Below are 14,882 nucleotides of genomic sequence, written 5' to 3'. Positions count from 1 at the left end.
GCTCAACTAACCCGCGCGCTTAGCCGCGCTCATCGAGGCTCTTCTCCAGAGCCTCCGCCACCCGGCCCACGCGAGCATCCAACTCCTCGCGTGGGCCGTTGTTGTCGATGACGTAATCGGCGGCGGCCAGGCGCTCGGCATCGGGGATTTGTGCCGCTAGCCGACGCCGCGCATCCTCCTCCCCCAGCCCCCGGTACTCCACGAGCCTGCGCACCCGCTCCTCGGCGTCCACGTCCACGACGATCACCGCGTCCATATTCTTATCCAGGCCCTTATCCACCAGCAGGGGCATGTCATAAACCACGAACTGCGCGCCGGCTCTCTTCGCGGCGGCGAAGCGGCGCTGGGTTTCCTCGTTGATGCGCGGGTGGGTGATGGAATTGAGGAGTTGGGTATGGGCGGCGTCGGCAAACGCGCGCTGGGCCAATAGTCCGCGCTGCAGGGAACCGTCCCCCGCGAGGATGTCGGCGCCAAAGGCCTGGGCGAGCTCCGCCAGTGCCGGCTGGCCGGGCTCGACGATCTCGCGGGCGATGCGGTCCGCGTCCACGATGGTCCAGCCGCGCTGCTCCAGCAGGGAGGCCACCGTGGATTTGCCGCTGCCGATTCCGCCTGTCAATCCAATGAGCTTCATAAGTGCTCAGGATACGCGAAAAGGCCGCACTCCTCGTGAGAAGAGTGCGGCCTTGCAGGCTAAACACCGAGCCGCCCGGGCCCGGGTGCGCTAGCGGTGCTTAGTTGCCAGCGAGCTTGTCGCGCAGAGCGGCGAGCTGCTCGTCGGAAGCCAGGGATCCGCCGGCCTCTGCCTGGCCAGCCGATGCCGGAGCTGCATCAGCGGACTCGGAAGAGTAGTTGGAACCAGCGTTGGCCTCGGCAGCCTCAGCAGCAGCTGCACGGTTGCGCTCGATCTGAGCGGTGTGCAGGTTGAAGCGACGCTCGGACTCGGCGTAGCGAGCCTCCCATGCCTGGCGCTGCTCGTCGAAGCCTTCCTTCCACTCGTTGGTCTCCGGATCGAAGCCCTCGGGGAAGACGTAGTTGCCCTGCTCGTCGTAGGAGTCAGCCATGCCGTACTTGGACGGATCGAACTCGTCGGTGTAGTCCTCATCAGCCTGCTTGACGGACAGGGAGATACGGCGACGCTCGAGGTCGATGTCGATGACCTTGACCATGACTTCCTGGCCAACGGTGACAACCTGGTCCGGAACCTCCACGTGGCGCTGAGCCAGCTCGGAGATGTGGACGAGGCCCTCGATGCCCTCCTCGACGCGAACGAAGGCGCCGAACGGGACGAGCTTGGTGACCTTGCCCGGGACGATCTGGCCCACAGCGTGGGTGCGGGCGAAGACGCGCCACGGATCTTCCTGGGTAGCCTTCAGGGACAGGGAGACACGCTCACGGTCGAGGTCGACGTCGAGAACCTCAACGGTGACCTCATCGCCCACGGTGACAACCTCAGACGGGTGGTCGATGTGCTTCCAGGACAGCTCGGAGACGTGAACCAGGCCGTCGACACCGCCGAGATCGACGAATGCGCCGAAGTTGACGATGGAGGACACAACGCCCTTGCGGACCTGGCCCTTCTGCAGCTGGTGCAGGAACTCGGAGCGAACCTCGGACTGGGTCTGCTCGAGGTATGCGCGGCGGGACAGAACAACGTTGTTGCGCTGCTTGTCCAGCTCGATGATCTTGGCCTCCAGCTCCTGGCCGATGTACGGCTCCAGGTCGCGGACGCGACGCATCTCAACGAGGGAGGCAGGCAGGAAGCCACGCAGACCGATGTCCAGGATCAGGCCGCCCTTGACGACCTCGATAACGGTACCGGTAACCGGCTCTTCCTTGGCGTGCAGCTCCTCGACGGCGCCCCAGGCGCGCTCGTACTGCGCGCGCTTCTTGGACAGGATCAGACGGCCTTCCTTGTCCTCCTTGGTGAGAACCAGGGCGTCGATCTGGTCGCCGACCTCGACGACCTCATCCGGGTTGACGTCGTGCTTGATGGACAGCTCGCGGGACGGGATAACGCCCTCGGTCTTGTATCCGATGTCAAGCAGAACCTCATCGTGGTCAACCTTGACCACGGTGCCCTCGACGATGTCGCCATCGTTGAAGTACTTGATGGTTGCATCAACAGCTGCGAGGAAGTCCTCGGCGGTTCCGATGTCGTTGATGGCAACCTGAGGGGTGTTAGAAGATGGCATGTAGTTATGCTCCGAGTAAACGTAGGAGATCGTAAATGGACAGTTACGTGTCTCTTGAAAAACCTCACAAAGACAGGACTTCTGCCTGTTGAAGGATGGTTTTCAATCTCACCGCGTGGAGGCCAGAGCCCTCCTACAATTGACTCTGCGCTTCCCGTAGCCTAGACACGCCCCAACAAGACTACATTGGTGCAGCTAAAACGGCAAATATGAAACGCGCAGAAGAAGAGAGGACTCCATGACAGTGATAGGTGCCGATTCAGCGGCCAACCGCGCGTTCTGGGATCAGGATGCCGACGACTACCACCGCGCCCACCCTGACTACCTCTCCTCCTTCTACTGGTGTCCGGAGATGCTGCACGAATCCGAGGCCCGCCTGCTTGGCGACGTCTCCCGCTCCACCGTCCTCGAACTCGGCTGCGGCTCGGCACCGTGCACCGCGTGGCTACACGGAAGGGCGGCGTTTGCCACCGGCTTCGACATCGCGCGGGGCATGCTGCGCCACGCGCCGAGGGGACTGCCGCTGGCGCAGGCCGACGTCCTCGCCCTGCCCTACGCCGACGCCAGCTTCGACGTGGTGTTTTCCGCCTTTGGCGCCTTGCCCTTTGTGGCCGATCTCAGCGCCGCCTTGGCGGAGGTCCGGCGGGTGCTCACGCCGGGCGGGAGGTTTGTCATGTCCACCACGCATCCGATGCGCTGGGTGTTCCCGGATGACCCCACAAGTCTGTGCGCGGAGCTCTCCTACTTCGACCGCGCCTACCTCGAGCACGACGAGCGCGGCGAGCTGAGCTACGCGGAATTTCACCGCACCTTCGGTGACTGGGTGCACGCCCTGCAGAGCGAAGCGGGCTTGCGCATCGACACGGTCATCGAACCGGAGTGGCCGGAGGATTTGGACATCACCTGGGGCCAGTGGTCGAAGCAGCGTGGCCGGATCTTTCCCGGCACCATCATCTTTTCCTGCACTGCCGAAGCAGGGGTTCCGTCGACGTCGGCTGTGAGCGAAACAGCAACCATGAGCGAGACCGCCGAGGACGAAAGCTAGGATACGTAGCCGTGATCAAAGAACGCATCGGAATTACTGCACGCCGCGCAGTCGCCTGGTGGATCGACGGATTCCTCGTCGCCGCCGTGGTGGTGCTGGCCAAGTGGCTGATCAACCGAGCCGCCAACGAGCCGCTGACGGGATACACCGGCGACGTCTATGACATCGTGGCGCTGTCCGTGACGTTCTATCTCTACCGCGTCATCGTCGAGGCTAAGACCGGCAGCTCCCTGGGCAAGTGGTCGCTGAGGCTGCAGGTCATCCCCACCAACCCCGCGTGGGTGAGTGCGGCAGTGCGCAACCTGTGGCTGCTGCTGCCCCTGTTCGCGCTGCTGCAGCTACCGTTTAGCGTCGAGGGCGCGGTCATGCTCATCCTGGGCCTGAGCGTGCTGGCCGTGGGCCAAACGCCCTTCGACATCCTGGCCGGGTGCCTGGTGGAGCGCAAGGTCCCAGACCAAGCCCCAGGCCCGGCAGGCACAGCCTAAGCAGACTCAGCCTGAGCGGCTCAGCGCTAGTGCGCGGCGGCGTCCCAGTCCTTGCCGGTGCCCGCGGAAACCTCCAGGGGGACGTCGAGGCTAATCGCGGAGTCCATCTCACGCTCGAGGATCTCGCGTACCTTCGCCTCCTCCCCCGGGGCGACCTCCACCACCAATTCGTCGTGGACCTGGAGCAGCACGCGGGAAGTCATGCCCTCCAAGGCCTTGTCCACCCGGATCATGGCCACCTTGATGATGTCCGCGGCCGTGCCCTGGATCGGCGCATTAAGCGCCGCGCGCTCGGCGTTCTCGCGGGCCACGCGGTTATCGGAGTTGAGCTCCGGCAGGTAGCGGCGGCGACCGAAGACGGTGGAGGTGTAGCCATCCTTGCGGGCCTTTTCCACCACGGTGTCGAGGTAGCGCTTCACCCCGCCGAAGCGCTCGAAGTAGCTCTCCATGATCTCCTTGGCCTCGCGCGCCGGAATGCCCAGCTGCTGCGAGAGGCCAAAGGCGGAGAGACCGTAGACCAGGCCGTAGGACATAGCCTTGACACGTCGGCGCAGCTCCGGGGTGACCTCCTCGACGGGCACGTTGAAGACCTTCGAGCCCACGTAGTTGTGCAGGTCCTCGCCGGCCTGGTAGGCCTCGATGAGCCCCGGATCCCCGGAAAGGTGCGCCATGACGCGCATCTCGATCTGCGAGTAGTCCGCGGTCATGAGTTCCTCGAAGCCCTCACCCACGATGAAGGCCGAGCGAATCTGCCGGCCGGCCTCCGTGCGCACCGGGATGTTCTGCAGGTTGGGATCGGTCGAGGACAAGCGCCCAGTGGAGGTCACCGTCTGGTTAAAGGTGGTGTGGATGCGCCCATCGGGCTGCACCGTTTTGATGAGGCCCTCCAAGGTGGTCTTCATCTTCTGGTACTCGCGGTGCGCCAGCAGGTGATCGAGGAAGGGGTGCGGGTGGTTGACGGCGAGGGCCTCGATCTCCTTGGCCGCGGTGGAGTAGCCCGTCTTGGTCTTCTTGGTCTTGGGCAGGTCGAGGGTCTCAAAGAGCACGGTCTGCAGCTGCTTCGGGGAGTTGAGGTTGAGCGAGTCATCGCCGGCCAGCTCGCGGGCGGCGCGCTCCTGCTCGGCCACCTGCTCCACGAAGGCATCGCGCTGGGTCTCCAGTATCTCCACGTCGACGGCGATGCCGGTGGACTCCATGCGGGCCAAAATGCTCACCAGCGGTATCTCCAGGTCCGTGTAGAGCTCGAAGGAGTCGATTTCCTGTAGCTGGCTGGTCAGCTCCGCGGCCAGCTCCATGATGGCAGAGGCCTGCTCCACCAGGGAGAAATCATCGAGCAGCGAGAGCTGATCAGTGGCGGTGCCGAGGGACTTTTGCAGGTGACGCTGGTAGACGTCGCTCAGGGCATAGGTGCGCTGGCCGGGCCGCAGCAAGTAGGCCGCCAGGGCGGTGTCGTGGGCGATGCCGCGCAGCTCGATGCCCCGGCCGGCCAGCATGTGGTAAGCGGCCTTGGCCTCGTGGAAGTACTTCGGAGACTCCGAGGACAGCCAGCTGCCCAGGGCGGCGTCATCCTCGGCGGAGATCTCCGCGAGCTCGACCTGGAGGCCCTCGAAGGAGGCATCGACAAGCGCCAGCGCGGTGGCATCGCCGCGGCCCGGGGTGGGGTCCCCCTGCACGTAGACGGCAATTCCCTCCTGCTGCGCGGCCTTGGCCTCCAGCCACTGGGCCAGCGGCTGCTCGGTGAGGCGGGTCTCGATGACCTCGGCCTCAGTGACCTCCTCCTCGCCGTCATGAGGCACGGCGTCGAGGACGCGCTCGCGCAGGTTGGTGCCGAACTCCAGCTCGTCAAAGCGGGCGGCCACCTCGCTGACCTTCGCGCCCTTGAAGCCGAGATCCGCAGGGCCCACTTCGAGGTCCATGTCTGTGACCATCTGGGTGAGCTGGCGGTTGAGCTTGACCTGCTCAATGCGGTCGCGGAAGTTCTGGCCGGCCACGCCCTTGAGCTCGTCGGCGTGCTCGATAAGGCCGTCGAGGGAGCCGTACTGCAAGATCCACTTCGTGGCGGTCTTCTCCCCCACCTTGGGGACGTTGGGCAGGTTATCGGAGGGGTCGCCGCGCAGGGCGGCAAAGTCAGGGTACTGCTGTGGGGTCAGCCCGTACTTCTCCTCCACGGCCTCAGGAGTGAAGCGGTGCAGCGTGGACACCCCGCGCATGGGATAGAGGACGGTAGTGTGGGCGTCGACAAGCTGCAAATAATCGCGGTCGCCGGTGACCAGGAAGGTCTCGTAGTCCTGCGCCTGGGTGGCCAGGGTGGCCACGATGTCATCGGCCTCGTAGTTCTCCACGGACAAGGTGGTAATGCCCAGGGTGCCGAGTACGTCGCGGATGAGCTCTACCTGCCCACGGAACTCCTCGGGCGCGGCCTCACGCTGGGCCTTGTAGTCCGGGAACATCTCTGTGCGGAAGGTCTTGCGGCCCACATCGAAGGCGACGGCGACGTAGTCCGGGCGCTCCTCGGCGAGGATGTTGGCCAGCATGGAGAGGAAGCCATAGACCGCGTTGGTGTGCTGGCCTCCTGAGGTGGAGAAATTCTCCGCTGGCAGCGCATAGAAGGCCCGGAAGGCCATGGAATGTCCGTCAATGAGCAAAAGGCGAGGCTTAGAAGTAGTCACCTGACCTATCCTAACGGGGTGATTAGGACAGGCGGTGACCGCTGCGCTACTATCTTTCCGTGCGCCCCTGTAGCCCAATTGGCAGAGGCAACGGATTCAAAACCCGTTCAGTGTGAGTTCGAGTCTCACCAGGGGCACAATCTAGACAAGCACGCTGCAGCCTAGGGCGCGGCGTGTTTTCGCCGTCTGCGCGGCGTGGTCCTTGTTGGGTGTGCTCCTTGGTGGGCGCCCCTTAAGCGCTGGGACATACATGCCTCCATGTCCTAAATCGAGCTTTCCCGTTTTCAGTAGATGTTCATCTAGCGTGCTGGGATGGGTCCAGGGCGGCCGATCGTCTCCCAGCTTCACTGAGCCCCTCGGATCGGCGGGAATTCTGGCGTGAAATTGAAGCTGGGAGCAACGCGCGGCCGCCCGGAGGCCGGGCGCGCGGCATGACGGGAGCACGGCGTGGGGCACGACGGTCTGGAGCCGCGCAAGCGCCCGAGCACCGAGATGTAACGCTTTGATTACAGTGCTCTATTGTCTAGTAGCACTCCTTTATGGAACCTCGATAGGAGAGGACCCCCCTTCATGCGCCGTACCCGCCGCACCCTCGTTGCCCTGACCACCGCCGCGGCACTGAGCCTGAGCAGCACGCCGGCTTTCGCCGCGGAGAGCTCCAAGACGGATCTCGGGCAGGAAGTCGCAGGCTCCTCCTATTACAACGCCCTGCACGAGGCCGTAGCCACCACCGATAACGAGGACCTCAACCGCTTCCTCATCGTCCTGGTTGGCGGCCTCATTGGTTTCGCCGCCTTTGCGGTAATCGGCTCCCTCTATGGCGAGGTGGCCAAGCTGCTGCCACACTAGGCCGCGCGCCCGCTCCGGCGCTGAGGTGACTACTGAGGCGGATTCTGGGGGCGGCTACGTATATACTGTGTTCGGCTGCATTATTTGCAGATTTCTTTCAGGGGCTGACACAATAGCCCCCTGACCAATTTATGAATCGATACACGGTAGTTTCGTAGCATGCACTTTCTCCTTAACGCCCTGCGTGGCGCCCTCATTGGCATGGCCGAGCTCGTCCCCGGAATCTCAGGCGGCACCGTCGCCCTCATCGTGGGAATCTACGAGCGCGCGCTACGCAATGCGAATGACCTCATTTCCGGACGCTTCAAGAAGGTGGAATGGAGCTTCCTCGCCGCCATCGCGGTGGGTATGCTCGCCGCAGTCTTTGGCGCCTCCTCCATCCTCCACTCCTTCGTGGAGAACCAAGTCTCCGCCTCCCGTGCCCTCTTCATGGGCATGGTGACAGTCTCCATCGTGGTGCCGGTGCTCATGATGAGCACCAAGTTCCGCGCCCCCAATATCATCGCCTTCCTCGTGGCGGCGGCCGCCGTTTTCTTCATCACCGGCTACACCTCCACCCCGGTAGAGAACCCGCCGCTCTACGTGGTCTTCCTCGCCGCCATGGTGGCCATCTGCGCGCTGATCCTGCCGGGTATCTCCGGCTCCCTCATCCTGCTGACGCTGGGCCTGTACCAGTACGTCATCGGCGCGGTATCTGATCGCAACATGCTCACCCTGGGTGTCTTCGCCCTCGGCGCGCTGTGTGGCCTCGCGCTCTTTGTCAAGGCCCTGAACTACCTGCTGGATAACCACCGCGACGCCACCCTGGCCGCCATGGCCGGCTTTATGGTCGGCTCCCTGCGCGCCCTGTGGCCCTGGGGCGATCACCAAGACGCCTCCACCCCCACCATCCTGCTGCTCTTCCTGCTGGGCGCGGCCATTGTCGGCATCTTTGTCTACTTCGACGCGCGTAAGTCCCATGCGTACGAGGAGAAGCACGCATGAAACGAGCACTCATCGGCGTGCTCGGCGCATGCACCCTCCTGAGCGGCTGCGTGACCAACACGGAATCCGCCATGCCCGAGGGCTGGCAGGAACCCAACGTGGAGGAGGTCCCAGAGATCGCCGCCATGTACGAGGACAACGACGGCGCACTGACCGTGGGCACCAACCCGCCCTTTGCGCCCATGCAGTTCAAGGACAATGACGGGGCCCTCGTCGGCGTCGAGATGGACCTCGCGAACGCGGTCGCTCAAGTCCTCGGCCTGGAATTCCGCCCCATGGAGCAGGATTTCTCCATGATCCTGCCCGCGGTCCAGTCCGGGCAGATCGACATGGGCGGCTCAGGCTTTGCCGATAACGAGGAGCGCCGCAAGAATTTCGACTTCGTGGACCACCTCTACGCAGGCATCCAGTGGGTCGAGCGCACCGACGGCGCCCGCCCAGTGGATCCGGACAACCCCTGCGGCCTGACCGTCTCCGTGCAGCGCACCACCGTCTCCGAGACCGAAGACGTGCTGCCCAAGCGCGATGCCTGCGACGGCGACCTCACCGTCCTCTCCTACGACACGCAGGACAACGCCTCCCTGGCTGTACTTATGGGGCGCGCCGACGCCTTCTCCGCCGACTCCCCCGTCGCGGCCTGGGCCATCGACCGCTCCAAGGGAAAGATGCGCACCGTCGGCGAGATGTTCGACGCCTCGCCCTACGGCTTCGCGGTGCCCAAGGGCTCCGAGCTGGGCCCGGCGGTGGCCGCGGCGCTTCAACACCTCATCGACATCGGCGAGTACCAACGCATCATGCAACAGTGGGGCATCAAGGATGGCCTCATCGACGAAGCTCTGATCAATGAAAGGCCCATCAATGGCTAGCCACACTCCTGAAAAGATCGAAGCACGCCCGCTGCGTCACCCGTGGCGCTGGACGTTCGCGGTCCTGCTGCTCCTGCTGGCCGCGTGGTTCATCATCTCCTCCGCGCGCAACGAGGCCTTTGGCTGGGGCACCTATTTCCAGTACCTCTTTGACACCCGCATCGCCACGGCTGCGCTGCACACCATCGCAATCACCATCCTGGCGATGATCATCGGCGTCGTCGGCGGCGCCCTGCTCGCCGTCATGCGCATGTCCCCCAACCCGGTGCTGGGTGGCGTGGCCTGGGTCTTCCTCTGGGTGTTCCGCGGTACCCCGGTCTACGTCCAGCTGGTGTTCTGGGGCCTGCTGTCTGCCCTCTACCAATCCATCAACCTGGGCTTCACGGAGATTTCCCTGAGCACTGTGCTCACCAACGCCTTCCTGCTGGCCGTGCTGGGCCTGGGCCTCAACGAGGCCGCCTACATGGCCGAGATCGTGCGCTCGGGCATCTCCTCGGTGCCGGAGGGCCAGAAAGAAGCTTCCACGGCCCTGGGCATGGGCTGGTGGATGACCATGCGCCGCACCGTCTTGCCGCAGGCCATGCGCATCATCATCCCGCCCACCGGCAACGAGTTCATCTCCTTGCTCAAGACCTCCTCCTTGGTGGTGGCTATCCCCTACACCGAGGAGATCTTTGGCCGCGCCACGGACATCTCCGCCGCGCTTTTCGAGCCGATCCCACTGCTCATGGTCGCCGCCACCTGGTACCTGGTGATCACCTCGCTGCTCATGGTGGGCCAGTACTTCCTGGAGCGCCGCTTCGAGCGCGGCGCCACCCGTGAGCTCACCGCGCGTCAGCTCGCCTCGCTTGCCGACGCCGAAGGAACCATTCCCCGCAACGTCTCTGTCATCCCGGAGGGAAAGAACTAAATGCCTACTCCTATGATTTCGGCGCACAACGTGCACAAGTCCTTCGGCAACCTCGACGTGCTCAAGGGCATCGACCTCGAGGTCATGCCGGGTGAGGTGGCCTGCTTGCTGGGTCCCTCCGGCTCCGGCAAGTCCACCTTCCTGCGCTGCTGCAACCACCTGGAGAAGGTGACGGCTGGCCGCCTCTACGTGGACGGCGAGCTCATCGGCTTCCGCGAGCGCAACGGCGTGCTCTACGAGATTTCGGAGAAGGAAGCCGCCGCCCAGCGCCAGGACATCGGCATGGTCTTCCAGTCCTTCAACCTCTTTTCCCACCGCACGGTGCTGGAAAACATCATTGAGGCCCCCATCCAGGTCAAGAAGCAGGACCCGGAGGTCGCACGCGAGAAGGCCATGGTCCTCCTAGAGAAGGTCGGCCTGGCGCACAAGGCGGACGCCTACCCGGTGCAGCTCTCCGGCGGCCAGCAGCAGCGCGTGGCCATCGCACGCGCGGTAGCCATGGAGCCCAAACTCATGCTGTTCGACGAGCCCACCTCCGCCCTCGACCCCGAGCTGGTGGGCGAGGTGCTGCGCGTCATGAAGGAACTGGCCGCCGAGGGGATGACCATGCTCGTGGTCACCCACGAGATCGGCTTTGCCCGCGAGGTGGCGGACAAAATCTTCTTCATGGACGGCGGCACCGTGCTCGAGGCCGGCACGCCGGAGCAGGTCCTGGATCACCCGCAGCACCAGCGCACCAAGGACTTTTTGGCCTCGCTGCTCTAAGAAGCCTTGGAACATAAAAAGAGAGGAACCACATGGTTCCTCTCTTTGTCAGATCACAAGCTACCGTGTCACATCACAAGCTATTCAGGCTCAGCCTCAGTATCCGTTGCTTCAGCGTCGGTGTCTTGAGAGCCAGTGGCTGGAGCGTCGCTCGCTTCAGCCTCAGCTTCGGCGCCTTCGCCCTCAACCGGTGCGGACATGGGGTTGTCTGCGGACTGGGATTGGATGACGTCATCAAGCACGGCGTGGATGTAGGGCGCTGCCTGGTGGTTGGAGTACTCCGAGGCCAGCTCCACGCCCTCCACCAGAGCGGTGGCGTTGGGCACGTCCTCGTTGAAGAGGATCTCCCACACAGCCACGCGCATGATGGCGCGGTCGACGGCCGGGATGCGGTGCAGCTCCCACTCCTCGGAAAGGAAGCGGGCAATGGCCTCATCGATGGCGTCGAGCTCCTCGGCCGCGCCCTGCACGATCGCCTTGGTGTAGTCCGCGATGGGGGCGACACCATTGTTGGGATCGGCGGACAGGGAGATGCGATCCTCGACGATGGCGACGGGATCCACATCGCGAGTCTCGGCCTCGAAGAGGATGTCGGCCGCGCGACGACGAGCGCGGTAGCGGGCCGTGTGCCGCTTATAGTTCGGTTCAGCCATGCTTAGTTGTTCACGCGAGACAGGTACTCGCCGGTGCGAGTATCGATCTTGAGGACGTTGCCAATCTCGATGAAGAGCGGGACCTGGATCTCGGCGCCGGTCTCCAGGGTGGCCGGCTTGGTGCCGCCGGAGGAGCGATCACCCTGCAGGCCCGGCTCGGTGTGCTCCACCTTGAGATCCACGGAGATGGGCAGCTCACCGAAGAGAGCCTCGCCCTCGTGGAAGGAGACCTGAACGCGCATGTTCTCTAGCAGGAACTTGCCTGCCTCGCCGAACTTCTCGTAGGGCAGCTCGTACTGCTCGAAGGTCTTGTCATCCATGACCACGTAGTTCTGTCCGTCGTCGTAGAGGTAGGTCATGTCGCGGCGGTCGACGGTGGCGGTCTCCACCTTCACACCAGCGTTGAAGGTCTTGTCGGTGACCTTGCCGGAGACGACGTCCTTGAGCTTGGTGCGCACGAAGGCGGGGCCCTTGCCTGGCTTCACGTGCTGGAACTCCACGATCTGCTGGAGCTTGTTGTCGATCTTGAGAACGAGGCCGTTCTTGAAATCGGTGGTATCTGCCATGGATGAATCTCCTGGAAAACAGTGTGAAACTAACGTTGAAAACAGTCACTAAGTGTAGCGTATGCGCCGCTATCACTGCGACACGCCCCCGGCGAAACGGGGGCGTCGTGCCGCCGGTGACGGCCTAGAGGATCTGCAGTTCCTTTGGGTACGGAGTGATGATCTTCGGCGCGCCTGAGGTGATGATGAGGGTGTCCTCGATGCGCACGCCACCCTTGCCCGGAACGTAGATGCCCGGCTCGATGGTGAGCGTCATGTTCTCCGCCAACTCGCCGGTGCCGGTCGTGGCGGCGGACGGGCCCTCGTGCACGTCAAGGCCCACGCCGTGGCCGGTGGAATGCACGAAGTACTCGCCGTAGCCGGCCTCGGTGATGACGTCACGGCACGCCTTGTCCACCTCCACCAGCGGAGTGCCCGGCACCGACGCCTTGACGCCAGCCAGCTGGGCACGCAAGACCACGTCGTAGATCTCGCGGCTGAACTCGGAGGGCTCGCCCACCGCGAAGGTGCGGGTGCAGTCCGAATTGAAGCCGCGCAGGTGAGCGCCGAAGTCGATGGTGACGAGGTCGCCGTCCTCGATCACACGGTCATCCGCGCCGTGGTGCGGCTTGGCGGAGTTGGGGCCAGAGGCCACGATGGTGTCGAAGCTCACGCGCTCCGAGCCCAGCGTGCGCATGCGGTACTCAAGGTCTGCCGCCACCTGGCGCTCGGTGCGCCCCGCGGCCAGCTCGCCGGCGGAGATGAGGCCGGACAGGGCGTCGTCAGCCAGGTGCGCCAGCTCCTCCAGGCGGGTGAGCTCCAGGGTGTCCTTGATGAGGCGTATCTTCTCAATGACGCCGCTGATGGGCACCAGGGTCACGCCCTCCGGCGCGGCCTCCTCCAGCTTGGCCAGCTGGCTCACGGAGACGTAATCCGCCTCGTAGCCCACGCGCAGCGGGCCTTCGACGCGCTTGAGTAGCTCCGGGCCCACTGCCCTGCCCAGGATCGCCTCGATGTCCGGGACCTCCTCGGCGATCTGGGTGGTGTAGCGCCCGTCGGTGGCCATGAGCGCGGAGTGATCCTTGCGCAGCAGCAGGCCGCCGTTGGAACCGGAGAAACCAGAGAGGTAGCGCACGTGCACGAGGTGGGTCACCACCACTGCGTCGATGCGCTGCGCGGCCAGCTCCGAGGCGAGCTTGCGGCGGCGGTTGTTGAAGCGGGTATCGGCCATAGCCATGTCCGTGTCCTCTCTGTTGTGGCGGTTCTTCTGTTGTCCCAGCCCGGTTGCACCAGCCTGGGGTGATCAGCGTTTGTCCATCATATACCCAGGAAATAGCGCAGCGCTGCGATATAGCCGTAGCTTCCCAGGCCGGCGATAACGCCCCGGGCGATGGGGCTGAGGTAGGAGTGCTGGCGGAAGGGCTCGCGGGCGTGCACGTTGGAGATGTGCACCTCGACGAAGCCGGGGCCGTCGGCGACCTCCGCGAGGGCGTCGCGCAGCGCCACCGAGGTGTGCGTAAAGCCGCCCGGGTTGATGATGACCGGCCAGCCGGCATCGGCCGCCTCGTGCACCTTCTCGATGAGCTCGCCCTCGTGGTTGGATTGGAAGAACTCCACCTCTTGGCCCTGGGCGGCCGCGCGCACCTCGGCCTCGATGTCCGCCAAGGTCTGCGAGCCGTAGACCTCCGGCTGGCGCTTGCCCAGCCGGTTGAGGTTAGGGCCGTTGAGAACCACAATCTTTAAACCGTTCTGCATACCGTTTTCCTCATTTCTCTTTTCCTCACTTCTCTGCTGCCAATCCTGTGGGCTGGCCGCGCTACTGGGAAATCGCGGCGTAGGCCGCGCGCAGCTCCTCCTCGGTGGCGTCGGCAATGCGGGTGGTCTCCCCCACGCCGGTTAGCGCTACGAAGCGGATGTGGCCGTCGCGGTTCTTCTTGTCGCGGCGCATTCCCTCGTAGAGCTCCTCAAAGTGCCCGGCCTCGTAGGTGGTGGGTAGCCCCACGGACTCGAGAATCTGGCGGTGGGCGCCCAGCAACGTGGCGCCGATGAGGCCGCGCGCATGGGCGAGGTGGGCGATGAACATCATGCCCACAGCTACCGCGTTGCCGTGGCGCCAGGTGTAGTGCTCCCGCAGCTCCACGGCGTGGCCGAAGGTGTGCCCGTAGTTCAGGGTCTCGCGCAGGCCGGCCTCCTTGAGGTCCTCACTAACCACCCGGGCCTTCACCGCGATAGATCGCTGGATGAGCTCCGGCAGCTCGCCGTCTGGATCAAGGCAGGCAGCAGGATCCGCGAGGTATTTCTCGATGATCACGGGGTCGTGAATGAAGCCGGTCTTGATGATCTCCGCGGAGCCAGCGACGATCTCCTCGCTGGGCAGAGTGGTGAGGCGGTCGATGTCTACGAAGACGGAGTCCGGCTCATGGAAGGCACCCACCAGGTTCTTACCGGCGGCGGTGTTGATGCCGGTTTTGCCGCCCACGGCGGCGTCCACCATGGCCAGCAGTGTGGTGGGCACCTGGATGACCTTGATGCCGCGCATCCACGTGGCAGCGGCGAAGCCAGCCAGGTCCGTGGTGGCGCCGCCGCCGAGGCCCACGAGGGCGTCGCGGCGGCCGAACTCGGCCGCTCCGAGGCGACCCCACACTCCAGACAGCACGCCCAGCTGCTTAGCTTCTTCGGCGTCGGGCACCCGCAGCAGCTCGACGTGGAGGCCGCGGGCGCGGGCTTCGTCGGCCAGCTGGCGCGCCGCGGCGGCCAGCGGTGGCTGGTGCACGATGCCCAGCTTGCGCGCGCCGATGCTGCGCACGCGGTCCGCGATGCTCGCGGTGAGGTTGCGGCCGATAGTGACCTCGTAGGGCGCGGGCCCGTTAACCGGGATGTTCATGGGCGAGCCTTTCTCAGCGTTAGGTTTGCTGTCAG

The 14,882-nt window shown here is 64.5% G+C and carries 15 protein-coding genes and 1 tRNA gene; 8 read left to right on the top strand and 8 right to left on the bottom strand.

Features of this window, described 5'->3' with window-relative positions; translation table 11 throughout:
• Positions 1-19: 19 nt before the first annotated feature.
• Positions 20-631, bottom strand: coding sequence for a dephospho-CoA kinase (gene coaE / locus Q4E25_RS04005; RefSeq protein WP_303154300.1), 612 nt, complete (start codon positions 629-631; stop codon positions 20-22).
• 100 nt (positions 632-731) lie between these two features.
• On the bottom strand, positions 732-2,192 hold the full coding sequence (rpsA, locus tag Q4E25_RS04000) for a 30S ribosomal protein S1 (protein WP_303154298.1): 1,461 nt from the start codon (positions 2,190-2,192) through the stop codon (positions 732-734).
• A 238-nt stretch (positions 2,193-2,430) separates the two neighbouring features.
• Here rpsA and Q4E25_RS03995 point away from each other — a divergent pair, with 238 nt between their 5' ends.
• Both Q4E25_RS03995 and Q4E25_RS03990 read left to right on the top strand, forming a co-directional pair.
• The gene (locus Q4E25_RS03995) at positions 2,431-3,237 is read left to right on the top strand and encodes a class I SAM-dependent methyltransferase (RefSeq protein WP_303154297.1); all 807 of its coding nucleotides are present in this window, start codon (positions 2,431-2,433) and stop codon (positions 3,235-3,237) included.
• 11 nt (positions 3,238-3,248) lie between these two features.
• A complete protein-coding gene (locus Q4E25_RS03990) occupies positions 3,249-3,722 on the top strand; it encodes an RDD family protein (protein WP_303154295.1) in 474 nt (157 codons plus the stop codon).
• A 26-nt stretch (positions 3,723-3,748) separates the two neighbouring features.
• On the opposite strand, the gene polA is transcribed toward Q4E25_RS03990, so the two are convergent.
• Positions 3,749-6,400, bottom strand: coding sequence for a DNA polymerase I (gene polA / locus Q4E25_RS03985; RefSeq protein WP_303154372.1), 2,652 nt, complete (start codon positions 6,398-6,400; stop codon positions 3,749-3,751).
• A 54-nt stretch (positions 6,401-6,454) separates the two neighbouring features.
• Here polA and Q4E25_RS03980 point away from each other — a divergent pair.
• The 6 genes from Q4E25_RS03980 to Q4E25_RS03955 all read left to right on the top strand — a co-directional run bounded on the left by Q4E25_RS03980 (position 6,455) and on the right by Q4E25_RS03955 (position 10,765).
• Positions 6,455-6,528: transfer RNA gene (locus Q4E25_RS03980), tRNA-Leu, on the top strand.
• A 433-nt stretch (positions 6,529-6,961) separates the two neighbouring features.
• Positions 6,962-7,240 carry a hypothetical protein gene (locus Q4E25_RS03975; RefSeq protein WP_303154294.1) on the top strand — a complete coding sequence of 93 codons (279 nt, stop codon included), beginning with the start codon at positions 6,962-6,964 and terminating at the stop codon, positions 7,238-7,240.
• Between the two features lie 159 nt (positions 7,241-7,399).
• Positions 7,400-8,224: a DUF368 domain-containing protein gene (locus Q4E25_RS03970; protein WP_303154292.1), complete on the top strand. Its 825-nt coding sequence runs from the start codon at positions 7,400-7,402 to the stop codon at positions 8,222-8,224.
• Positions 8,221-9,090 (top strand): ABC transporter substrate-binding protein, encoded by an 870-nt coding sequence (locus tag Q4E25_RS03965; RefSeq protein WP_303154291.1) that lies wholly within the window; start codon positions 8,221-8,223, stop codon positions 9,088-9,090. The genes Q4E25_RS03970 and Q4E25_RS03965 overlap by 4 nt, the downstream gene beginning before the upstream one ends.
• Complete coding sequence (locus Q4E25_RS03960) at positions 9,083-10,000, top strand: amino acid ABC transporter permease (protein WP_303154290.1); 918 nt, start codon at positions 9,083-9,085, stop codon at positions 9,998-10,000. The genes Q4E25_RS03965 and Q4E25_RS03960 overlap by 8 nt, the downstream gene beginning before the upstream one ends.
• On the top strand, positions 10,001-10,765 hold the full coding sequence (locus Q4E25_RS03955; protein ID WP_303154288.1) for an amino acid ABC transporter ATP-binding protein: 765 nt from the start codon (positions 10,001-10,003) through the stop codon (positions 10,763-10,765).
• A gap of 80 nt (positions 10,766-10,845) precedes the next feature.
• Here the strand turns inward: Q4E25_RS03955 and nusB are convergent, their stop codons facing one another.
• The 5 genes from nusB to aroB all read right to left on the bottom strand — a co-directional run bounded on the left by nusB (position 10,846) and on the right by aroB (position 14,847).
• Positions 10,846-11,418: a transcription antitermination factor NusB gene (gene nusB, locus Q4E25_RS03950; protein ID WP_303154287.1), complete on the bottom strand. Its 573-nt coding sequence runs from the start codon at positions 11,416-11,418 to the stop codon at positions 10,846-10,848.
• Positions 11,419-11,420: 2 nt separating this feature from the next.
• The gene (gene efp / locus Q4E25_RS03945) at positions 11,421-11,984 is read right to left on the bottom strand and encodes an elongation factor P (RefSeq protein ID WP_303154285.1); all 564 of its coding nucleotides are present in this window, start codon (positions 11,982-11,984) and stop codon (positions 11,421-11,423) included.
• A 124-nt stretch (positions 11,985-12,108) separates the two neighbouring features.
• Entirely contained in the window at positions 12,109-13,200 is a 1,092-nt protein-coding gene (locus tag Q4E25_RS03940; RefSeq protein WP_303154283.1) for a Xaa-Pro peptidase family protein, read from the bottom strand.
• An 80-nt stretch (positions 13,201-13,280) separates the two neighbouring features.
• Positions 13,281-13,718, bottom strand: a complete 438-nt coding sequence (gene aroQ, locus Q4E25_RS03935) for a type II 3-dehydroquinate dehydratase (protein ID WP_303154281.1) — start codon at positions 13,716-13,718, stop codon at positions 13,281-13,283.
• 61 nt (positions 13,719-13,779) lie between these two features.
• Entirely contained in the window at positions 13,780-14,847 is a 1,068-nt protein-coding gene (gene aroB, locus Q4E25_RS03930) for a 3-dehydroquinate synthase (RefSeq protein ID WP_303154278.1), read from the bottom strand.
• Between the last annotated feature and the right edge of the window lie 35 nt (positions 14,848-14,882).

This window comes from Corynebacterium sp. (genome assembly GCF_030532325.1).
In the GTDB taxonomy this organism is placed as follows: Bacteria; Actinomycetota; Actinomycetes; order Mycobacteriales; family Mycobacteriaceae; genus Corynebacterium.
Note: the sequence above shows the minus strand (reverse complement) of the source record. Positions and strands in the feature narration are given on the sequence as shown.